At 61.0% G+C, this 21960-nt stretch carries 22 protein-coding genes; 7 read left to right on the top strand and 15 right to left on the bottom strand.

Going from position 1 to position 21960, the window contains the following annotated elements; translation table 11 throughout:
• The 5 genes from JP75_RS16785 to JP75_RS16765 form a co-directional block, all read right to left on the bottom strand.
• Positions 1-1613: DUF5801 repeats-in-toxin domain-containing protein (locus tag JP75_RS16785; protein ID WP_035085283.1), on the bottom strand; the 1613-nt coding region annotated here is incomplete at its 3' end.
• A gap of 228 nt (positions 1614-1841) precedes the next feature.
• On the bottom strand, positions 1842-2468 hold the full coding sequence (locus JP75_RS16780; RefSeq protein ID WP_035085281.1) for a ribbon-helix-helix domain-containing protein: 627 nt from the start codon (positions 2466-2468) through the stop codon (positions 1842-1844).
• Positions 2458-3783: an HlyD family type I secretion periplasmic adaptor subunit gene (locus tag JP75_RS16775; protein WP_084587737.1), complete on the bottom strand. Its 1326-nt coding sequence runs from the start codon at positions 3781-3783 to the stop codon at positions 2458-2460. Before JP75_RS16775 ends, JP75_RS16780 begins: the two co-directional genes overlap by 11 nt.
• On the bottom strand, positions 3780-6017 hold the full coding sequence (locus JP75_RS16770; RefSeq protein WP_160194706.1) for a type I secretion system permease/ATPase: 2238 nt from the start codon (positions 6015-6017) through the stop codon (positions 3780-3782). The genes JP75_RS16775 and JP75_RS16770 overlap by 4 nt, the downstream gene beginning before the upstream one ends.
• A 195-nt stretch (positions 6018-6212) precedes the next feature.
• Positions 6213-7637 (bottom strand): TolC family protein, encoded by a 1425-nt coding sequence (locus tag JP75_RS16765; RefSeq protein WP_051960822.1) that lies wholly within the window; start codon positions 7635-7637, stop codon positions 6213-6215.
• Between the two features lie 560 nt (positions 7638-8197).
• Here JP75_RS16765 and JP75_RS16760 point away from each other — a divergent pair.
• From JP75_RS16760 to JP75_RS16745, 4 genes are all read left to right on the top strand, one after another.
• Positions 8198-8911 (top strand): hypothetical protein, encoded by a 714-nt coding sequence (locus JP75_RS16760; RefSeq protein WP_035085278.1) that lies wholly within the window; start codon positions 8198-8200, stop codon positions 8909-8911.
• Positions 8912-9018: 107 nt separating this feature from the next.
• Complete coding sequence (locus tag JP75_RS16755; RefSeq protein WP_035085295.1) at positions 9019-10248, top strand: polysaccharide biosynthesis/export family protein; 1230 nt, start codon at positions 9019-9021, stop codon at positions 10246-10248.
• A 13-nt stretch (positions 10249-10261) separates the two neighbouring features.
• A complete protein-coding gene (gene exoK / locus JP75_RS16750; RefSeq protein ID WP_035085276.1) occupies positions 10262-11032 on the top strand; it encodes an endo-1,3-1,4-beta-glycanase ExoK in 771 nt (256 codons plus the stop codon).
• Between the two features lie 13 nt (positions 11033-11045).
• On the top strand, positions 11046-11939 hold the full coding sequence (locus JP75_RS16745; RefSeq protein ID WP_035085274.1) for a polysaccharide pyruvyl transferase family protein: 894 nt from the start codon (positions 11046-11048) through the stop codon (positions 11937-11939).
• Between the two features lie 41 nt (positions 11940-11980).
• Here JP75_RS16745 and JP75_RS16740 read toward each other — a convergent pair whose 3' ends face one another.
• The 9 genes from JP75_RS16740 to JP75_RS16700 form a co-directional block, all read right to left on the bottom strand.
• Positions 11981-12385, bottom strand: coding sequence for a type II toxin-antitoxin system HicB family antitoxin (locus JP75_RS16740; protein ID WP_035085267.1), 405 nt, complete (start codon positions 12383-12385; stop codon positions 11981-11983).
• Between the two features lie 36 nt (positions 12386-12421).
• Entirely contained in the window at positions 12422-12610 is a 189-nt protein-coding gene (locus JP75_RS16735; protein WP_035085294.1) for a type II toxin-antitoxin system HicA family toxin, read from the bottom strand.
• Between the two features lie 102 nt (positions 12611-12712).
• Positions 12713-14191 carry a lipopolysaccharide biosynthesis protein gene (locus tag JP75_RS16730; protein ID WP_035085265.1) on the bottom strand — a complete coding sequence of 493 codons (1479 nt, stop codon included), beginning with the start codon at positions 14189-14191 and terminating at the stop codon, positions 12713-12715.
• A complete protein-coding gene (locus tag JP75_RS16725; protein ID WP_035085263.1) occupies positions 14188-15186 on the bottom strand; it encodes a glycosyltransferase in 999 nt (332 codons plus the stop codon). Before JP75_RS16725 ends, JP75_RS16730 begins: the two co-directional genes overlap by 4 nt.
• Complete coding sequence (locus JP75_RS16720) at positions 15137-16423, bottom strand: O-antigen ligase family protein (RefSeq protein WP_051960820.1); 1287 nt, start codon at positions 16421-16423, stop codon at positions 15137-15139. Before JP75_RS16720 ends, JP75_RS16725 begins: the two co-directional genes overlap by 50 nt.
• The gene (locus JP75_RS16715) at positions 16423-17625 is read right to left on the bottom strand and encodes a glycosyltransferase family 2 protein (protein ID WP_051960819.1); all 1203 of its coding nucleotides are present in this window, start codon (positions 17623-17625) and stop codon (positions 16423-16425) included. The genes JP75_RS16720 and JP75_RS16715 overlap by 1 nt, the downstream gene beginning before the upstream one ends.
• On the bottom strand, positions 17609-17992 hold the full coding sequence (locus JP75_RS25440) for a hypothetical protein (protein ID WP_051960818.1): 384 nt from the start codon (positions 17990-17992) through the stop codon (positions 17609-17611). Before JP75_RS25440 ends, JP75_RS16715 begins: the two co-directional genes overlap by 17 nt.
• A 9-nt stretch (positions 17993-18001) precedes the next feature.
• On the bottom strand, positions 18002-18673 hold the full coding sequence (locus JP75_RS16705) for a sugar transferase (RefSeq protein WP_035085257.1): 672 nt from the start codon (positions 18671-18673) through the stop codon (positions 18002-18004).
• 425 nt (positions 18674-19098) lie between these two features.
• Positions 19099-19281 (bottom strand): hypothetical protein, encoded by a 183-nt coding sequence (locus JP75_RS16700; protein WP_152565889.1) that lies wholly within the window; start codon positions 19279-19281, stop codon positions 19099-19101.
• 423 nt (positions 19282-19704) lie between these two features.
• On the opposite strand from JP75_RS16700, the gene galU reads away from it, so the two are divergent.
• The 3 genes from galU (at position 19705) to JP75_RS16685 (ending at position 21294) form a co-directional block, all read left to right on the top strand.
• Positions 19705-20616 carry a UTP--glucose-1-phosphate uridylyltransferase GalU gene (gene galU, locus JP75_RS16695; protein WP_035085253.1) on the top strand — a complete coding sequence of 304 codons (912 nt, stop codon included), beginning with the start codon at positions 19705-19707 and terminating at the stop codon, positions 20614-20616.
• Between the two features lie 115 nt (positions 20617-20731).
• The gene (locus JP75_RS16690; protein WP_035085250.1) at positions 20732-20995 is read left to right on the top strand and encodes a type II toxin-antitoxin system ParD family antitoxin; all 264 of its coding nucleotides are present in this window, start codon (positions 20732-20734) and stop codon (positions 20993-20995) included.
• Positions 20992-21294, top strand: coding sequence for a type II toxin-antitoxin system RelE/ParE family toxin (locus JP75_RS16685; protein WP_035085249.1), 303 nt, complete (start codon positions 20992-20994; stop codon positions 21292-21294). The genes JP75_RS16690 and JP75_RS16685 overlap by 4 nt, the downstream gene beginning before the upstream one ends.
• Here JP75_RS16685 and JP75_RS16680 read toward each other — a convergent pair.
• Positions 21291-21960: CpsD/CapB family tyrosine-protein kinase (locus JP75_RS16680; protein ID WP_035085246.1), on the bottom strand; the 670-nt coding region annotated here is incomplete at its 5' end. The two genes, JP75_RS16685 and JP75_RS16680, sit on opposite strands and share 4 nt — an antisense overlap.

The following is a 21960-nucleotide window of genomic DNA, read 5'->3' as shown; positions in this document are numbered from 1 at the left end:
TCGTCCACAACCGTCGAAGACGTCACGACACCCATCGAGGTCGGACCGTCATCCTCAAACCCGACGACGCTGGATTCGCCATTGGCAAGATCGATCGTTGCGGAAGTACTTGCGGAATCGCCGTCGAAATCCGTCGCGGTCACATCCATGCGCAGCTGAACTGCGCCCTGCAAAACCCGCAGGAACGCGGTTTCGTCGAGCCGCTCGGACGAACCATGAGAAATGGCCTTGAACAGAGTGGTTTCGATCTGCTCGGCGCCAGGTGTACCGACGATTTCCAGCCGGAAGGCAATTGCATTGCCCGCGTCGCGGCCGACAATCGCCCCACCTTCGAGGAAGAGCGTAATCGGACCACCATTGGTGGCGCTCAGATTGGTCGCCAGTCCGCCGGCCGGAATGCCGGTAAAGCTGAAGGAAATAGCCAGTGGATCGGTCGCTGCCGCTCCATCGGCGCCGTAGCCGCCGGTCAGCGTGAAGAGGTCAGCAAGGCCACCAGCAAAGTTGCTCGTCGTGCGACCAAGCACACCTTCGGCGTCATCCGAATTGCCATTGGCAGATTCACCCTGTGCGGCGCGCTCGGCGCCGACGGTTTCGTCTACGGAGATCGAGAGTCGGGTAGCACCTTCGCCGGCATCCGGCGTCAGGCGCACCACAGGGCTGTCGTCTTCGATGATCAGCCGAATGGTGGCCGGGGTGCTCATGCCGCCCGGAACGTCGGTAACCGTGATAGGCAGATTGATCGCCAGCTCGTCTTCGCCGGCCCCGGTATGATCGATCGGCTTATAGAGGGTGATCGTGTACTCGCCGGCCGGACCTGTAAAGCTCGCCTCGAATACCTTTACATCGCCCGCCCAGCCCGTGAGCGTACTGGTCCCCGCGCCCGTCCATGTGACGGGAACGCCACCCGAGGTAAATGCCGTGCTCGGGGTACCAAAAGTGAATGTCATCGCGTCGTTATTGGGGTCGACCGCCCCCAGCGAACCCGAAAACTCGCGAACACTCGAAAAGTCGAACGTCCCGAGATCATCGGGGAAGCCATTCTCCAGCGCCTCTTCGGTAAGGCGCACTTCATAGATTTCTTCTTCAAGAATAGGGGCGAGATTGGCATCGGCCGCCTGCACCCCGGCGCCATCGCCAATGCCGGCGGCAGCGGAGTCATCGAGTAGACCGCCATACTGGAAGGCGTCACCAATATCGCCAACGGGCCGCTCGAAATTGCCGCCCGAGCTCGACACCGAATTGCCTTCAGGACCGGCTGCAGTCTGAATATTGCTTTCTTCGAAGAGCGCCGCCACCGTGATGGGTGGGATTTCGATACCGCCGATGAAGATCGTCAGCCCTTGGATAGCGCCATTGGGAACCACGATCACAGAACCATCCGGCTGGACGAATTCGAGGTTCGTGCCATTCATCCGCGGTTGATCGATGCTAGCGCCTTCCGGCAGCCGCAGGATCGATCCTTCGCTGACCTCGATCACCACCTCTGCCGCCTGGGTCTGAACAGGTGCGTTCGGCTGCCCTGCCTGAGCCACCAGAATTGCCTGCTGCTGATCGGCGGCAGGAGCGGAAACGTCAGAGGTCGGAGCAACTGGGGTATCGATGCGAAGGGCCATAATGCCACCTGGGTCCATTTAACGCTGAATTAACCAGGTTATACGGGCTCGCTATCCCCCTCAGCAAACAGGAAGAATTGAATATCCATATCCGGATATAGCAATTTGACGGAAGGATAACTTAACCTTAACTGGAATGCATACCCAGGTATGCCTTTGCGCTCGATGAGAAACCGCATCCAAAACAGACGGGGCAAAGCTGCCTGGCGACGACTTCATCCTGACGCGTCAGGACAAAATATAGCCAACCAACACTTTGGCCGGTGCCGGCGGCACCATGAGGATGCGGGCCGTAGTGCGGCGCTCGCGATTGCCCGAACGTATGGAAATTCCGCACTCCGTAGTCTGTCCCGCCGGCAGATCCTTGAACAGGCTATCAAGCGGCCGTTCCATGGACAATTGGGCCGCATCGGCTACGGCCCCGGGGCTTCCGGCCACCGATCGCAGATAGCGCAGAAATTCAGGATTGGACTGGACCAGGCGCTTGCGCTGGTCGAGTGCGAAGGCTGGCGCCGGACCTGCCTGCAGCAGACCCACCATCGACGAAATTTGCGCCAGCGGCCTCAACCGCTCGACTTCTCGCAGCAGGAGATCAACTGTAGTACTGCGAATCGCCCCGGTAGCGTTGATGTCGAGATTGTTGGCGGCTTCTACGATCTGCGAAACAAAGCGCGTTCGCTTCTGCCCCGCATCATTGCTGAGTTCGTCCAGCGCCTGCCAGAAGATTTTTTCAAGCCGCACACCCGTTCTCGCACCACTGATAGTCAGCGTCCGAAATTCAGGGTTGGTGATCTCTATAAGGCGGGAATCGGCATTTTCGTCGGCCTGTTCCTGCCAGGCGGCCCTATCGTTCACTGAACGCCTCCTGCCGCACCTTGTTGATCGGCTTGAGAAGGTATTGCAGCACGGTGCGCTTGCCGGTCAAAATGTCGACGGTGGTCACCATCCCCGGCAGTACCGGCAGCTCCCGTCCCCGATATTCGAGCACGGATTTGTCCGCCCGAATCTGCACGATGTAATAGGTCTCGCGCGTATTGGGATCAACCATGCTATCGGCCGAGACATTGGTCACACGCCCGGTCAGGCCTCCATAGATGGAATAGTCATAAGCGGTCAGCTTGATGCGCGCTTCCTGGCCCGGGATGATGAAGGCAACATCGGAAGGCCGCAACCGGGCCTCGACCAGCAGCACATCTGAAATCGGCACGATATCGAGCAACTTTTCGCCCGCCGCCACAACACCACCAATAGTGTTGATCTCCACGGTGTTGACCACGCCATCGACCGGCGACCGGATATCGGTGCGTCGCACCCGGTCTTCCGCACCGCGAAGCTGCTGCTGCGTGCTGGCCAACTGCGCCAACGCCACCGTCAGTTCCGCAAGCGCGTCCTGCCGGAACTGCAGGGTCGCCTGATCAACCTGCAACTGCGCTTCCCTGAGTGCCGCCTCGATCCGCGCTACAGATTCCGCCACGGCAGCAATCTGGCCGTTCAGGTCTCCAACTTCACGCTGTGCATCAAGATAGGCCGTTTGCGCCACGAGCCCCTTGGCTGCCAATGGCTCCATCAGGGCCAGACGTTCCTGGGCAATTTTCCGATTGGCCCCAAGCCGCGTGGCATTCGCAGAGGCCTCGCCCAGTTCGCGCTGTCGCTGCTCGACACGCTGAGCCAGCACCTGCATACCCTGCTCCAGGCTCGCCGCGCGACTGGTCATCAGCGCGATCTCGCTGTCGCACACTTCCGGCGCCGAAACGGTGATTTCCGCCGGGCAAATGAACGCATCGACGCCCAGCCCCTGGCTTTCGGCGCGCAGACGCGTCGTCTGCGCGAGAAGTGCCAGCACACGCGCCTCGACCTCCCCGGCGCTGGAAGCCGTATTGGTATCGTCGAGCTGAATGAGCTGCTGGCCTTGCCGCACCTGCTCACCCGCGCGGACCAGAATGTCGGTCACCACTCCCGCTTCCGCCGCCTGGATAATCTGGGTTTTGCCGGACGGAATGACGCGCCCTTCCGCGCGGCTGATTTCGTCTACTTCGGCCCAGGACGCCCAGAGCAGCGCAATCACCGCAAAGATGCTGATGATGACAACGACATAGAGCCAACTGCGCGGCGGAGGCGGCGCCTGCAGAACTGCCGGAGACTGCTGCTGAACGGGAAAGGGCGCGTTCATCCTACATTCCCCCGGTTCCGTAGGGCCGCCAGCACGTCCTCGCGAGGACCGTCGGCAATGATCCGACCATTGTCGAGCACGATAAGACGCGTCACCAGCGATAGAACGCTATAGCGGTGCGTCGCCACGAGCACTGTTTGCTCCGGCATGAGGCTCGCTTCAAGATTGGCGATAAGCTGGCGCTCAGTCGCCAGATCCATCGAACTGGAGGGCTCGTCGAGAAACAGGATTTTCGGTTCGGTGAGCAGTGTGCGTGCCAGCGCTACCGCCTGTCGTTGTCCGCCCGAAAGTAAAATGCCGCGTTCGCCCACCTGCATGTCATAGCCCTGCGGGTGACGGGAGACGAATTCGTCCACACCGGCTCGCTTGGCAATCATCTTCAGGCGCTCTTCACTGGCAGTCGGATCGGCGAGCAGAATATTTTCGCGCACCGTACCGTTGAAAAGCTCGGGGTCCTGCAAGACGAGGCCAACACCACGCCGCAGATCGGCGGGGTGATACTGCGCGATATCGGCGCCGTCGATCATGACCTCGCCCTCGCCGGCGCTATGAAAGCCCACAAGCAGCCGACCAAGCGTGGTCTTGCCTGAACCGATCCGACCGATAATGCCGATCTTTTCGCCCGCATCAGCTTTGAAGCTGATGCCGTCGAGTACGAAAGTCTTGCTACCGGGATAGGCGAAGCGAACCTTATTGAGAGAAATGCGCCCTTGGCTCACATTGCGCGCCGAAAAGCCGTCCGTACTGGTCCGCTCGTCCGGCAAGGACATGATCTGATCGACTGTTTCGTAGGCTTCTATCGCGCTACGTGTCTTGAGCAGCAGCGAAGCAATCAGCGAGATCGGCGCAATCAGCCGGTTGGAGAGCATCATCGATGCGACGATTGCCCCCATGCTGATATCGCCGGCCGCAGCCATGAACGTACCGCCGATAATGATGCCGCTCATCGACAACTGCGTCAGCGTGGCGGTGATATTGGTCGAGATCGACTGCAGCCACTTTATGGTGTTTTGCGTTTCCGACGAGGCGAGAACCGTGGCCTCCCAACGGCGCAGAAGTTGACCTTCCGCGCGCGACGCTTTGACCGATTGCGCGCCCGTCAACGCTTCCACAAGCACGGCATTGCGCGCCGAAGACTCCCGTAGCGCCGCCTTGACCGCCCGACCCGACAGCCAACCGACGAATAGGGTTGCGGCAATGGCAATCACCCCAGCTACCAGCGGAAACAATACCAGCCAGCCCACCAGGATGGCGATCACCCACGCAAAAATACCGAGGAACAATACGTCGACGAACATGACCAGCGTGCTCGACGCCAGGAAGTCCCGCAATACTTCATATTGGGCGATGCGGTTGACGAAAGCCCCAGTCGAAGACGGGCGCGCCTCCATCGGGGTGTTGAGCACGCGATCGAACAGGAGCGACGATAGTTTGAAATCGATGCTGCGGCCAACATGGTCGATGATCGCTCCACGCGCGAGCTTGAGGGCAATATCGAAGACCAACACGAGAAGCAGACCGACAGCCAAGACCCAAAGCGTCGAAATCGCCGCATTTGGCAGCACGCGATCGTAAACATTCATCGTGAAGATCGGGAAGGCGAGCGCGAAAACATTGATGAACGTTGCTGCCGCCAGAACGTAGACGACGCTTCGCCCGTGTCCTTGGAAGGAAGACCACAGCCAATGCCCAGTCCGGGCAAAGCGAACGCCGGAATTTTCCTGCACCATGCCGTAATTCGGCGTCAGGATGACAAGATCACGCGGCTCGCGCACCTTGAGCATCTTCGCATCAAGAATGCGATCTTCGCCGCGCGCGGCGTCAAAGCAATGGAAGGCCCGTCGCCCGGCCCGACCTAAAATAACGAGAATTCCACCCTCGGGCCCAACAGTCAGAGCCGGCATTTCGAAATCTGCCAGAGTTTTGATCGCGCGGTTTTGGGTGCTGGCAGTAACGCCGATACGCGCCATTGCGGGCGCGATCAGCTCGGGGGTCATCCTGTCATTGTCGAGTGGCAGTCCCGCTGTCAAAAAGGAGCGAGAATCGGGCTTGCGCCAGAGCCGGGCGAGATATTGCAGCGCGGAGAGTATCTGGTCCGCACCCTGCGCTCCTGCACCTACGCCTGCAGCACCAGCCAAGGGCACCGGCGACTCCACTGTGGATGTGGTCTCGTAAGACGTCATTTCTAGCACATTGGGCGCCGGACCGGCCGCTTGTGCCCGCTCGGCCGCCACGCTCCCGTGGACCTGCAAAGGCAGATCCATACCGTGTTCAAATGGTACAGCGCCGACCGTATTGTCGGCAACAAAACCCGCCGCAAAGCAGCGAATAGGGTAAATATCGGCCTCGCACCCTCGTCAAACAGAAGGTCAAAGTGCCGCCAAATCCTTGCCGGCCCATTGCCGGCAAGCATGATTATGTGCCCGCTCTCAGGGCTTGAACGTCAGATCCAAAGGCTTGCGGTCAGCCGGATCCGAAACGTTACCGGGCTCGACATTGAACGCCGCGCGGGCATAAGCACCTGAGGGAGCCTCCAAGCCCATGAACCGCAGCAGCGAGCCCGTGGCGGCAAGCAAGCGGTATTCTGCAAAGCTCACACCGAAAGCCGCGGTTTCCTGCAGCATCTGCACGTTCACTCGGGTGTTTTGAGCGTCAAGCACATCGAGCAACGAACGTTCGCCAACGCCGAACTGCTCGCGATAGGCTGCTATAAGATTTGCGGAAGCATTCAGCTGGTCACGATAGGTCGACGCCAGCGTGCCCTGGGTCTGCAATTGCAGCCAAGAGGTCTTTACTGCCTCGTCGACTTCGCGATAGGCCTGAGCGTGGTTGTACATCGCTTCGGATTCACGCCGGATTTCTTCCTGAACCTGCGCCTCGCGAACGCCACCATCGAAAATGTTCCAGCGCAGCGACAGACGCGCACTGAAATCATTGGTGATGCCGGCAGAGCCGCCGATATCGTAACCGGTCGCACCACGCGCCTCGAACTGCACCTTCGGCGCAAAAGCACTTTCCGCCTGTCGAACCAGCGCAGCGGCAGCATCAATATCGGCCTCGGCAATACGAGCGACCGGGCTATTGATCCGCGCGACCTCCATGGCGGCTTGCAGCGTGCGCGGCAAAGCCGCGCCGGGGTGCGGCGGCATGCCGACGGAACTGGGCTGCGAGCCAACGAACAGTTCGAATTCGATACGCGCCGCTTCAAGCGCTACGGCCGCTTCCGTTACACGCGCCTTGGCGGCAGCGAGACGTTCGATGACCTGCAGACGATCCGATTCGGTAAGCTGGCCGCTCTCGATACTCGAGGCCACATCCTGAAGCATACTTTCGTGGAAGCGGACATTCTCCTGGCTCAACCCAAGAATGCGCTGCTGCAACACGACCTGATAGTAGACGCGAGCAATCTGCAGAGCGATGAATTCGCTGCGCTCCAGCACGCGGAAGGACGCACTGTCGATACGCGCAGCCTGGCGATCCACGCCAGCATCGCGATATCCACCATCAAAAAGGTCAAAGGTCGCAACCAGAGCGATTTGCGCCGGCACGAGCGCATCGTCATCAAGCCCTGCGGCCCGGCGAGAAGGCGTATCTAACCGTTGTACGCCGACCGACCCCTCAAGATCGACGCGCGGCGCGTAAAGACCAAGCGCCTGACGCAACTCGAATTCTACGGCCTGTTGGTTTTGAACGGCAGCACCGATTTCGGGATTGGACGTCAGCGACAACTGCACCGCGTCACGCAGAGACATGCCAAACGACGGCACAGCCAGCACAGTCGCGAGTGCGGTGCCCAGCGCCAACGCGCGGATAGACCAAAGCTTCATATCGCCCCCAAGCGCCCATTCGGCCAACGCACCACCCAAGCCCCCGGGCGCCACCGACCGAACACAATGTAGCCGCAGAGACCGCACTCTTCTGCCTGCTACAGCATCCACAATTATTACTTTGATACCCGAGAGTTAGATTCCTGGCAACCGACACTTGCTGTCATCAACCAAGAATCCATCGATTATTGACCACTACGACATTTACGCCACAGTAAAGCAAATCCAGTACACACATGTAATGACTGAAAACAGAGAGGTTTCTCATTCAGCGCAAAACAAGTTATTCTGACATATGATTTACAAAAATTGTAACTATTTTCTAAACCACACAGCACCGAATCTGCGACTCTATTCTTCCTGGTAACCAATTTCCCTAAGGCAGTTGGCAGGAACGATCCGGCAAAAATCTGGAGAGAATTGTCCCTGATTGTTTGGCCCGCGAGCACAACCCACGACCCCTCCGCCATTAAGTTTCCCTATTTTGAACACAACGCTTCACCGGTGCGACCAAAAGGTTGCCCCGGTTTTCGTGTCATGGGTAACGCTCCCGTGATGGGATCGCGCAATGAACGATGAGGCCAAGCATGCCGATGTCCCGATTCCGCTATACCCTGAACGAGGCCGTGGGCGATCCTAGCGCATGGACCTTTACATGGGCGATAGCGGATGACGTGACCCTCGCCAGTAGCTGTGGCTTTTGCGGGCAAGAGCACCAGCGTCTCACCTACGAAGTGGCCCGTGGCGATGTCACCCTCTGGATTTGTCAGCGCTGCGTCGGCCGCTATCCCGTAAGCGGCGTTATCGATGGAGATCGATTCGACCTCCCCTCCGTCCGGGCCTATATTCACGGGCTCACCGCACGGCAGAAACAACGCACCTGCCAGGACGCCATCCGCAAGGTCCAAACGGCCCTTCCCGATCTGCCGCTCGGCGAGATCGTGGTCTATTTTGAGCGCAATCTGCAATTGTCGCCTCAACACGCCGCCGCGCTTTTCGCCGGCATGGCGCAATTGGACGACCCTATCGACCCCCGCATTTTCGAAGTCCAGACCCGCAGCATTGCCCATCAGGACGAGTTCGGCAGCCTCGACGAGCGGGCGCGCGCCCTCGTCTGGCCCGCCCTTACCCCGCAGCAGCGACGCAGGCTCGCCTCCCTCGGCTTTGCCCCCGGCGGGGCACGGACACGGCGAGCCCGTACATCCGATCGTCGCGAGTTGCCCGCTCCCCGCATGCCTGCCCTGAGCGAGCCGGCAATGCTTGATCCCCTCCCGGAACCCACTGAAAAATCAACGGCTTGACGTCACCTCCTACTGCGTGAGCGCCGATGGCGCCGTGGTCCTGCCCCATTGCGGGCATGATCGATCGCGACGATCCTCATTCCACGAATAGAAGCAAGGATGGGGACATGATCTCAGCCCCCGACTGGAAACTGTCTGTCGCCCGCCGCGTCTCCGTGTACCTTCTCGCCCTCGCGGCGTCAGGCGCTGCGCAGGCGGCCGAACCCTATGTCCTCGGCATTTCGGACAAGCTCGCCATCAAGGTCGTGCAATGGAAAGCAGCCGATTCCACCTTCGAGGAATGGACGGCGCTGGGTGGCGACTATGTGGTCGGTGCAGACGGCAATGTGAACTTCCCCATGGTCGGCCCCACCGAGAGCCTAGGCAAAACCAGCACCGAGCTGGCCGCCGACCTTGGCACCGCCCTGCAGCAATCCCTCGGCCTCCCCACCGCCCCCTCCGTCACCGTGGAAGTGTCCACCTATGGCCCGATCTACGTCTCCGGCGATGTCGGCTCCCCCGGCGAATATCCCTTCGCGCCCAACCTGACGGTCGTGAAAGCCCTCGCGCTTGCCGGCGGTGAACGCCGCAGCGCCGAGGCCGTGGCCCGTCCCGAAAAGGAAATGCTGACCACCTCCGGCGCACTCGACGTCCTCGAAGACGAATATGCCCGCCTCCTCATCCGCCGCGCCCGTCTCGACGCGGAACTGGCCAATCAGGAACAGATTCCCGTTCCGCCCGAGCTCGAAGGCCACCCGAACCTCCAATCCCTCCTGGCGGCAGAGACTGCCATCCTCGAAGCGCAAAAGCGCCAGGCCGAAGCCCAGTCGACCTCCCTCACCGACGAAGTCGGCCTGCTCACGACCCAGATCACCGCCTTCAACCAAAAGCAGACCAGTGCCGAGAGCCAGCTCGAAAACGCTCGCGATCAACTGAGCAAGATCACCGCCCTCTCCGACGAGGGCCTTGCCCTCTCCTCGCGCGTCACCTCTCTTCAGACCAACGTGGCCGATCTCGAAGCCCGCCTGCTCGATACCGAAACGGCAACCCTCCAGGCCCAGCAGGCCATCGCCACCGCCAATCGCGAGCAGGCTCGCCTGACCGACCAGCGCATTTCCGATCTCTCACTCGAACGCCAGACCGTCGACGGCCAGATCAGCGCCCTCGCCCTGAAAATCTCGACGCAAAGGGGCCTCGTGCAGGAAGCGGTGCTCTACACCGGCGTCTCCGCGCAGAGCGACACCGCCCCCTCCTACACCTACGCCATCATCCGCGACGGCGCCGAAATCCCTGCCGAAATTGGCACCCCCCTCATCTCTGGCGACGTCGTCATCGCGCGCCTCGCCTTCTCACAGTGAGGACCTTTTTGAGATGAAACGCGCCCTCGCCCTTCTCACCGTCCTCGCGGCAGGTATCGCGACCCCTGCCGTCGCCCAGGAAGCCTTCTTCGACGGTTTCGACACGCTCGATCAATCCCGCTGGTACGTCGCCGATGGCTGGGCCAACGGCGCCCACCAGAACTGCACTTGGTCCTCCGATCAGGTCACAGCCTCAGGCGGCATGCTCCGCGTCGGCTTCTCGCCCCAGCCTAAGGGCGATCGCCAATACCGCTGCGGCGAACTGCAAACGCGAACAGCCTATGGCTACGGCACCTATGAAACCCGCCTGAAAACACCCTCCGGCTCCGGCCTAAACGCCGCCTTCTTCACCTATATCGGCCCCCAGCAGGGCAAGCCGCATGACGAGATCGACTTCGAAATCCTCACCCGCGACACGAGCCACGTCGACACCACGACCTTCGTGAATGGCAAAAGCGGCGACGGCGAAATAGGCAGCGGCCAGTCCCACGTCCTGCCCTATCCCTCGGATAGCGATTTCGTCACCTTCGCCTTCACCTGGGCCCCGGACAGCGTTCGCTACTACATCAACGGCCAGCTCGTCCGCACCATGGACGATCCCAAAACCATCCCGAGCAATGCCCAGCGCATCTTCTTCAGCCTTTGGGGCACGGACACCCTCACCGACTGGATGGGCGCGTTCACCCCGGTGACCGCCCCCATCGCCATGGAGGTCGATTGGGTCGCCTTCACGCCGCTCGACCAAGACTGCGCATTCGAACAATCCATCCTCTGCCACGACTGAAAGGGACTTCTCGATGAAGCTGGTATTTTTTCGCGGCCACGTGCCCAATTTCGGCGATGAGTTGAACCTCCACGTCTGGCCTGCCCTCCTGCCAAAAGGCTTCCTCGACGAAGACGAGAGCGAGCTTTTTGTCGGCATCGGCTCCATCATCGGCGATCACCTCCCCGAAAAGTCGCGAAAGTTCGTCATGGGCTCCGGCTATGCCGGCTATATGGGCCTGCCCGATATCAATGACGGCACCTGGGACATCCGCTTCGTCCGCGGCCCCAACACCGCGAAAACCCTCGGCATCGATCCCAAACTCTCCATCTGCGACAGCGCCATTCTCCTCCGCGCCATGGACCTGCCGCCGCCCGACGACAGCGTCAACATCGCCTTCATGCCCCACTATGAAAGCCTCGAGCGCGGCGACTGGGCCGAAGCCTGCCGCATGGCCAGCATGACCCTGATCGACGCCACCGCGCCGGTCGACACCGTCCTCAGCCAGATCCGCGGCGCCCGCCTCCTCATCACCGAGGCCATGCATGGCGCCATCGTCGCCGATGCCCTTCGCACCCCGTGGATCGGCGCCCGCCCCATCTATGGCGGCCACCACAAAAAGTGGCTCGACTGGGCCGGCGCCCTCAATGTCGACGTGCGCCTCAACGACCTGAAGCCCACCAGCGTTCTGGAATACTACATCGCCCGCACTGGCCGGGGCGGCCGCCTGGGCAAAGTCGGAAAATTCAACCAATCCCCCCTCGCCGCCATCCCCAACCGCATCCTCACCAGCATCGCCGCCCAACACCTGCAGCAAATGGCCCGCTTGGAACCCCAGCTCAGTAGCGACGCCAAGATCGTCGAAGTCACCGAAAAGGCCCAGGCGGCCGTAGACGGTTTTGTCCGCAGCCGCGTTGCTGCTGCCTAAACCCTCAAGCCGACAGAGAGGGCAGCCGGCCTCCTCTGGCTCTAGCCAGATTGCTTGATCTTCTCCCGCGCGGCCGAAGCCAGGAAGGCCGAGCGGGTGACACCGATGCGGCCGGCCGCCTCGTCAATGGTCTCAAGCAGTCCCGCATCCATCGATATATTGGCACGCACAACTTTGCCGGTTTCTCGCAGCAAAGGCAGCGTCGCAATCATAATATCCTTGCCCAGTTCCCCGTCCGCGCGGATCTGCATGTAGGAACGTGGGGTTGGAATAGCATTGCCATCCGCAATCAAGTCCGACATCCATTCGGACAGCGCGTCGATAGCGTTGTCGACAACCTCTTCTTCAGAGCCCCCCATGGCGGTGCACCCCGGAGCGTCCGGGAAATAGGCACCATAAACCTGTTCAGCTTCATCATATTCGATGACGGCAATATAGCGGGACATTGAAAACCTCAATCGATCAACGACTTGGTGGCCAAGCTAATTGACCCAGCCTGCCGCCTTGGCGATGGACTGGGCCACACCAGGGGTCACAATACGGTGCCTCGGCACTATGATGGTTGGACGACCAGCCTTGCGGTATTTGTCGTGTTTCGTACCACCAACCAGTTCCCAGCCTTCGCGCTCAAGGCGCGCCTTGATCTTGCTGGTATTGGTTTCGTGCTGCACATCCTGCCCTCCGATGCGCAAATATATACACAACGAGTCCGGCCGCTTTCAAGGCAGATGCGCAATATTTTGCGCAAAAATACTAAATCGATCCAGCGCAGCCTACCGCTTCCGTCTCACGAACCCCACCATCCGCTGCACCCGCTCCCGCCCCAGCACCACGATCACCGCGCCATAGCTCACCGCCGCGACACCAACCGTGGCCACCAGCCGCAGCAGCGGTTCCGCTTCCCCCATCTCCCGCTGCACCAGCCAGCCCGCGCCCCACATCACAGCGGTCGCCAGCACCGGCAGTGCAAACGACCCGAGATAAGACAGCAGCGAAATGCCCAGCAGTCGCACCACCATATGCAGCGTCGGCATCCACATCAGCGCATTGAGCACCACCAGCGACACTGTCAGCGGCAAGAGGCCCCAGCCCGCGAACAGGAAGACGTAAAGCACCGTCACCGCCTGCTTGCTGAGCACGTAATAGAACCACAGGTCTGCCTGCCCCTGACTGCGGATCAGCGACGCCTGCAAAATCCCCACCGCCGTCAGCACGCCCAGCGCGCAAAATGCCTGCACCACCGGCACGGCCTCGATCCAGTGATCGCCAAAGGCCAACGGAATGAGATCGCCCGCCACCAGCGCCAGCCCGACAAAAACCGGAAACGCCACCACCGAGGACGCAAAGGTCCCCAGCAGGTAAGCCTCCCGCAATTTCGTCTTCTCGCCCTGCATCGAGGACAGCAGCGAATAGGATACGAGGTTCAGCGCCCCCGAAAGGAGGTCGGTGAGTATCTGAAAAATCCGCCGCGCAAAGCCATAGATGCCAAGCCCCGCCGGCCCCAGCAGCGCGCCGATAAGAAGCTGGTCGACACTGATCGTCGTGATGAAATGATTGCCCGTCGAAAACAGCCCAAAGGCCTTCAAGTCACCCAGCGCTCGGAGGTCAAACCGAAACCCCGGCCGCCACCGCGCTGCGATCAGCGCCCCGATGCAAGTCGTCACCGACCCCGCCAGTTGCGAAGCCGCTAGTGCCCAAAGCCCGAACCCGGCCCAGAGCAGCCCCAGGCAAACCACAGCCGCAAACACAGACGCCGCCGTCGTCCGCAGCGCCAGCATCCGAAACGACATGGTCCGCACAAGCAGCGCATTGGGCACCGCCGCCGCCATATCGAAAATCACCCGCGCCGAAATGAATGGCACCAGCGCCACCAGCAGCGGATCACCCGAAGACGAAGCCACAAATGGCGCCGCCACGCAGAGCGCGCCAAAAATGGCTACCGCCGCCCCAACGCAAAGCCAAAACACCGTATCGAGATGCTTTGGCTCAATATCCGTCCGCTGAATCAGCGCCTCGCGAAACCCCGCCGGCGCCACCGCCAAGCCCACGGTGGCAATGCTCGCCGCAAAAGCCACAATCCCGAACTCCGCCGGCGTAAGCACCCGCGACGTCGCCAGAAACACCAAAAATCCGAGTAGAGCCGGCGCAAGGCTGCTGACCAGCGACCACATCGTGCCCTTGATCGCAGCCGAAGCCCGGCCCGATTTCAGATGATCGAGCCGCTTGCCTCCCGCTTCTGTAGTGGCCGTCATGCGCTGTGCCGCAATCCATCGCGCGAGGCGACGAAGCGTTCAAACTCCGGCGTCACGCGTCCAAGCAAACGGATCATCATCCCACGCGAACGCAGCTTTGCCGCCTCAACCGGGGACACATGCGGCGACAGGCCCAGTCCAAGCAGCGCCTTGCCCACATTCACCGCGCGCACCGCAATAGGCGTCGCAAACCGCGGATCGGTCAGAAACCGCTGACGCTGCTCTGCACTCGCCTCGGTCCAAACCCGCTGCCGCAAAGCCTGCACTGACCGCTTCAGATCCAACTCGCGCCGCAGATACCCGGCATTCAGCTCCGCATTCCGCGTGGTCTGCTCGGCATTCTCCGCCCACACGGCCAGCGGCTCCATCGCCACATAGACCGGCTCCACCACCGAGTAGGTCCGCAGATATTCCTGTAGCGTGGCCGTGCACCCATACTGGATTTCGAGCGGTGACTTGGCCCTCAACGACCAGAACAACCCACCATTGGAAACCCCGATCCCCGCCAGCAGCGCCATACGGAAGTCCGCCGCCTCATAAAGCCCCTCGGTGAAGAGCTCGTCGAGCACGCCGACATCGCTGACCGAAGCTCGCTCGGTGCCGCTGGCATATTCAAAATACTGGTTCCGCAGCACGATCTCGACGCCCTGGCTCCGCATCAGCGCGATATTGGCCGCGCAGAAGTCGGGCAGGACAAAATTGTCATCCTCCACCACGCAGAAAAACTCCGCCCCATGCGGATTCTCCGCCGAAAAACAGTGGTCGATGTTCTTCGAAGCAAAGAGCTGCGGCGTGTTCGCCGTATAGCGAATACGCTTGTCCCCAATCGCCGCCACGACAGACCGCGCCGCCTGGTCGGGATCGTCGTCATAGACATCGCAAACCCAGTGCGGCCAGGATTGATCGATCATCGAATAAAGCGCGCGGCGCAGCGCGTCGGGGCGCTTATAGGTCGGCGTGCGGAAGTGGACGAGGCCGGGCTGATACTCGGACATGGCTGAAAAGACCTCCAGGACGGCGCCGCGCAGGCGCAGTGGATTGAGCGCGCAAGGCCATCAGGCCTTGGGCGGCATAGATCAGAGTGGCAATGCCCATGATCGAGCGGATGGAGAATTCGAAGAACACCTCAACCTCGATGAAGCTTCTAAGGATCATCAGCGCCTGCAGCGCCAGCAGCAGCGCATTGGGCGCATTGGGCCGGGCAAAGGTATAGGCGGCAATGGCAATGGCCCCGCCATAGATGATGATGATCTGCAGCGTCAGCCCGATCAGCCCGATCTCGACGGCATTGGAAATATAGGTGTTGTGGAAGTTGAACCCCGCGCCCGAAGGCACGTCGAACATCGACCAAAGCTCTTCGGCCGGCGCAAAGCCGATCACCCAGAACGAGCGATAGCCCAGCCCCTGCAAAGGCCGTTCGGCAATAAAACTCAGCCCCGTCGCCCAAAGATCGGTGCGCCCCGTCAAGGTCGCATCCTTGCCCGAGCCTTCCAGGATTTCAGCCAGCAGCGTATCGCCCGCCACCATGATCAGCAGCGCCAGCGCCGCCCCCACGATAACCAGCATCACGACGACGAACAGCTTCTGCATGCCCGTCAGCCGCGTAATGAGAAGTGTCAACAGAATGATCGCCATGCATGGCGCCAGCATCAGAATGGCACCCGCTGACTGGGCCAGCGCGAGCAGCGGCCCAGACAGGATCGCACCACCCACGCCCAACAACCGCAGGACAACAGGCGAGTTCCGATCCACCGCGATGGCCACCGATATCAGCGCAAAAACCGCAATATGCGCCGCCACCGCGTTCTTGCTGCCAAACGCACCGACCCAGGCGCCACCCAGCCCAGTCTTGCCAAAAGCGAGACTGGCCACCACGCCGATGCCATAGACCACGAACATCAGCCGCATCAGCGTCGACGTCGACACCCGCCCCGTAATCACCACGGCCACCGCCAGCGTAAACCCCAGTTGCAGCCCATAGCGCAGCGAGTTCGATGGATAGAGCGACCACAGCGCAGTCAGCATGCAATAGGCCGGCAGCAACAACACCGGCCACCACCGCCGCAGACTCTCAAGGCTCTGGCCGGGATTGCTGACAATCAGCAGCGCCCCACATCCCATGAAGGTCAGCGCCGCAAGCGATCCCAGCATGGCATTGAGCACCAGCGCCGCGAAGGCGCCGAATGTAAGAAGGGTAGCCATGTTGATGGTCACGCGGCCGGACACCTGCATTAAGATGCCTCCCGCACTATTTCCGGCTCCGCGACAATCGCCTCGGGAATAAACCCGGCCGCATAGCGCCCCGCCGCATCAAGCGGAATGCAGCGCACCGCGCCCGTGCCCCGCCGAGCCGCCAGCCCACGCCAGACATCACGCTGCGCAGGCGCCGACCAATCCATCAGCGATATCGGCACGTAGGCCGGCACCATCTCTCCCGCCCCGGCACCAAGCACCAGCACGGGAGACGGCAGTGCAGCTTGCGCCGGCGTCGCGCGCCGCTGGCGCCCTTCCGCAAACGACGACCAAAGCCGCCAAACATGTCCCGGATTTCTGGCCATCAGCGCCAGCACCGAAGCTAGCCGCCGCGCCTTCACAGCCGCGACCAGCCGTTCGTAAGCCAGCCCCTGTTCCAGACCCGAAAGCCTTTGCGCAAAAGCAGCGGCAATCCGCCCATCGAGCGGCCCATAAGCACCAAGCAGCGCCTTCTGCCGCGCGACCATAGCCTCCATGTCCGCCACAGACAGCCGGTGTGAAATCGACCCGGAATGGCGGCGATAGAGATAAAACGGCTCCGGCACGACCAGCAGGCGCGCGCCTTCGAGCAGCAGCCTCAGGATCAGGTCAAAATCCTCCCCGATCCGCAGCGCCTCGTCATAACGAGCAGCTTTCAACCGCTCCGCCGAGATCAGCGGCTTCAAATAGCCCAGCGCCGGCGAACCGTCGGTTCCCGCCAACACCCAGCGCTCGGTCGAAACCAGAAAGCTCCGCTGCGCGCCCTCGCCCAGCATCAACCGCGGCGCAGAGCCATCCTCAAAAAATAGCAGGAGGTCATCAGCAACAATATCGGCGTCATGCGCCGCCGCAGCCGCCAGCAGCCGCTCGAACCGTTCAGGATGGATGATGTCATCGGAATCAACGACCGCGATCCAGCGCCCGCGCGCCGCGTCCAGCGCCCGGTTGCGACACCGTGCCGGTCCGCCATTCTGATCGGTGGTGATGAGCCTGATCCGCCCATCAACCTCCATCAGCCGCCGCACATGCGCCAGACTGTCATCCCCCGAGCCGTCATCACTGACGATCACTTCGAGATCAGACACACTCTGCTGCAGCACCGAATGGAGGGCGTGAACGATCTTATCGCCCGCCTCGAAATTTGCCATCACCACCGAGATCAGCGGCGCGGCCCCAGACGTCGCTTCAGGCAATATCGACATCGCTCGCGACCGCCTCGGCCGCCGCCGTGCCATCGAGCTGGCCGATCAGCGCGCCGAACTTTTCGATTTGCGCTTCAAGCTGCGACACGCGCTTGCGCGCATTGGCGGCGCTCTGTTCGGCCGAGCGGATCACCGCCTCGTCCGCCGCCGCCCGCGTCCCATAGTCCTCTGAGGTATCGAGCATGGTCGCCGCCTGGGCATAATACATACTCATGCGCTGCTTCAGCCCGTCGCGTTCGCGGCGGGCATCGGCAAGTGCCATCAGAATGGCATTGCGCACGGTTTCAATGCGGGCCTGGTCCGTCTCGGCGTCCCGGCCTGGATTCCGAGTGCGAAAGGCTCCCGGACGAAGCGAGATAAGGGCCATATCTGTCTCCTATCGGCTGCCTGTGCGAAGAGCGACAACCCTGACGGTCTTGAGAAGAATGACCATGTCACCGGTAAAGCTCCATTCGCGCACATAGGTGCTGTCGAGCTGAACGCGCTGATCATAGCCGACATCGCTGCGGCCACTGACCTGCCAGAGCCCGGTAATCCCCGGCCGCACGGCCGAATAATGCGCGATATCATCGGCATAACGGGCGACTTCGTCCTGCACGATCGGCCGCGGCCCGACGAGGCTCATGTCCCCGCGGATCACATTGATGAGCTGGGGCAGTTCATCGAGGCTGGTCACGCGCAGGAACTGCCCGAGCCTGGTAATCCGCGGATCGTTCCGCAGCTTCTGCGTCTCTTCCCATTCAGCCCGGGCCTGCGGAAAGAGTTCAAGGTGCCGTTGCAGCGCCTCCTGGGAATTGACCACCATGGAGCGGAATTTAAGACACCGGAACCGGCGCCCATTGAGGCCGATCCGCTCATGGCCGAAGAAAATCGGCCCGCGGTCGGTCGAAAACATGATGACGGCAATGAAGAACATGGCCGGCAGTGCAAAGACCAGCATGGCGGATGCTGCGACCACATCGAAGGCACGTTTGGCGACGCCCCCACGGGGCATGCCGGCTTTGCTCGGGTAAGAAGATTCGCCGACTTCGGCATTGATGATCGACATGACGTTCTCTCTCGCAGAATGGACGTGCGAAGAAAGGCAGCAGAGCCCGCCTTTTCTTGACATGCGGAAAGGGTCGCAGAAGCGCCGAGCGCTCGAGCGAAACCGGGTTTCACATTCATCTCTGATGGACTCCGGACCCTGGCCCGGAGACGCCGCATTCGTGTCGTGGCGTGTGGCTGTGCCGCGACATATGGTGAAGCAAACATGATCGGATATGCGTATCAACGTCGTGAATGCATGGCTGGCATGCAGCCATGCGGCCACAAAATCGCCTCACCCGGCGGCCGCAAAGCGTGTCAAATCAAGCTCTTAAGAAGAACCTGAACTTTAGGACAGGGATATACTGAAATCGTTGCCGTTCGCCCCCAGTTTGGCGGCGCAAACAAGTAACCATGTGTAGAATTGGCCGTATAGCAGCCGCTGCCTTAAAGGCTGAACAGGAAGACGACGCCGTTCCACATGAGGTACACGCCGACCCAGGCGAGGGCCATAATACCCACTGCCACCAGCCCCCAGGGCCATGGAAAGGGCGCACGTTGGCCAGCGTCGGAGGGACCTGCCAGAGGCACCTTGCGGGCCAAGCCGTCCTCGGGCCTCTCACCGTCCACCTTCATCCTCCATCTGGCGGGCATTCTTGTCCGGCGGCTTTTCTCGGGGCCGCAGCCATTTCCCTACCAGTCTTGGGTAAATACACCCCTCCCAGGCAGATTAAAATACGCCTGGTCATCACGACTGCGTACCGCGCCGCTTTCGTGGTGATTTTCTCGCGCCATGAGGGAGCACGCCTTTACTTGCACGTTCCGGCATAGACCAAAGAACAATTACAAAATATATCGCATTACTTTTAGCGTCAGAACGAAACCAATTCGTCACAATGGCGCTTATGTGGCCAATTGCTCTGAAATTGGGCAAAATGAATCGAGAGCAAAACTGCAATCGAGCCATGCAGTAGAGAAAGGCATTTTGGCTGGCTCGTCTTGCCGTCGCATGCTCCTATTCCTCCTGTTGTTACCCTCAATCAGGAGAAAGCCATGGTAAAACGCGTAAAAACTGCCGTTTTCCCGGTCGCCGGCCTCGGAACCCGCTTCCTGCCCGCTACCAAGGCCATGCCGAAAGAGATGCTGACGGTCGTTGATCGTCCCCTCATTCAATATGCAGTGGACGAAGCGCGCGAAGCCGGAATCACCCACTTCGTCTTTGTCACCGGCCGCAACAAGGGCGTCATCGAAGATCACTTCGATCGTCAGTTCGAGCTTGAGACCACTCTCGAATCCCGTGGCAAGACCGCCGCCCTCGAAGCCCTGCAAAAAGACCTACCCTCGGCCGGCCGCACGAGCTTCACCCGCCAGCAGGAGCCGCTCGGCCTCGGCCACGCCGTCTGGTGTGCCAGGGATATCGTCGGCGACGAGCCCTTCGCCCTCCTCCTCCCTGACATGCTGTTCAAGAGCCGCCGCGGCGTCCTCAAGCAGATGATGGAAGCCTATGAGGAAATCGGCGGCAATATCATTGCCGTCGAGGAAGTGCCGCACCAGGAAGTCTCGTCCTATGGTGTCGTCGGCCGCGGCGAAGGCAGCGATGCCGGCTTTCGCATCACCGACATGGTCGAAAAACCAAAACCCCAGGACACTCCCTCCAACCTGATCATTTCCGGCCGCTACATCCTGCAGCCTGAAATCTTCGACCTCCTCGCCGACCAGCCCCGCGGCGCTGGCGATGAAATCCAGCTCACCGACGCTATGCAGACCCTGATGCATTCCCAGCCCTTCGCCGGCGTCAAATATGAAGGCCAGTCCTTCGACTGCGGCTCCAAGGTGGGCTTCCTCACCGCCAACGTCGCATACGCCCTCGACCGCGAAGACATCACCGACGGCTTTCTCACCGCCCTCGGCAAACTCGGCCTTCACACCGCCCTCATCGATGGCATGAAGATCGCCGCAGAATAACCCGGCCCACCCCACCCAAACGAACGGGCCGCCCGGATCAACCGAGCGGCCCGTTCGTTTGCGCAAAATTGCCAATAGTTATCAACTCGTGCTAAATCTGTGGCGGAGGTGGTCCATGGCCAGCAGTGCAAATCTCGGACAACATCTCGAAGACTACGTCTCCGAATTGATCAAGACCGGACGCTATCAATCTCGCAGCGAAGTTCTGCGCGAGGGCGTGCGCCTGCTTGAAGAACGCGAAAAGCGCCTGGTCGCGCTTGATGTAGCCATTGCTCGTGGCCTGGCAGATGCCGAAGCTGGACGTGTCACGCCGGTCGGCGAGGTTGCTGACCGTCTGGCCGCCAAATATCGGAAGCTGGCCGAAGAGCGCGAAACTTGATCGTCGTCTCTACCGACGAGGCGAGAGACGACCTCGAAGGTATCGGCGACTACATCGCCGCAGACAATCCGGCCCGTGCCCTTAGCTTTGTTCTCGAAATATCGGAACGCTGCGAGGATCTCTCCGATATGGCGGACGCCTTTCCCTTAGTGCCCCGCTATGAGCACACAAAGGTCCGGCGCCGTCCGTTTCGAAATTATGTGATCTTCTACCGCGTGATCGCCGATCGAGTGGACATGCTCCACATCCTCAATAGCGCGCAGGACTGCGAAGCCGTTCTGTTTGGCGACGCAGACTAGTTCGGCGCCCCCTCCGTATCCTTCGCCACCCGCGTATCTCCCCGATAAGCAAAGCGCTCCATCCCGCCGATATCCGTAAACTTCGGCAGTGTCCCGAGGTCGACCTTGTTGAGCACCACGCCGACGACATGGTCCGCCAGTTCCGGCTCGCGTTCGAACACATTGCGCACCAGGCGCCGCGGGGTTTTACCCCACTCCGTCACGAGCACACTGGCATCGGTCAGCGGCAGCACCGAGAGCGCATCGATCACCGGACCCAGCGCCGGCAGGTCGATGATGACATAGTCGAATTGCCCGCGCGCCTCGGCCAAAACCTTCTGCATGGCAATGCTCGAAAGATCGCCGCCGCCCGCCTCCGGCGCGCCGGCGGAAAGCATGACGAGCCCGGTTTCGAGATCCGTCGTCGCCGCATTGCGCCAGTCGCCCTGCTGCGACGGCATGATCCGCGCGGGAATGCCGCTCCGTTCTTCGCCGAGATCAGCGTCGAGCAAGAGCACCCGCGACCCCATCGCCGTCAGCATTTCCGCAAACGACAGCGCAAAGGTCGATTTCCCCTCATTGGGCAATACTGAAAGCACACCAACCACCGCCGTGCCGCGATCCGAAATCGGCTGCAACACGAGCCTCGCCGACTTCAGCGCCTCGGCATAGGGCGCGCCCCAGCGC

This window comes from Devosia riboflavina, assembly GCF_000743575.1.
GTDB classification, from domain to species: domain Bacteria; phylum Pseudomonadota; class Alphaproteobacteria; order Rhizobiales; family Devosiaceae; genus Devosia; species Devosia riboflavina.
Note: the sequence above shows the minus strand (reverse complement) of the source record. Positions and strands in the feature narration are given on the sequence as shown.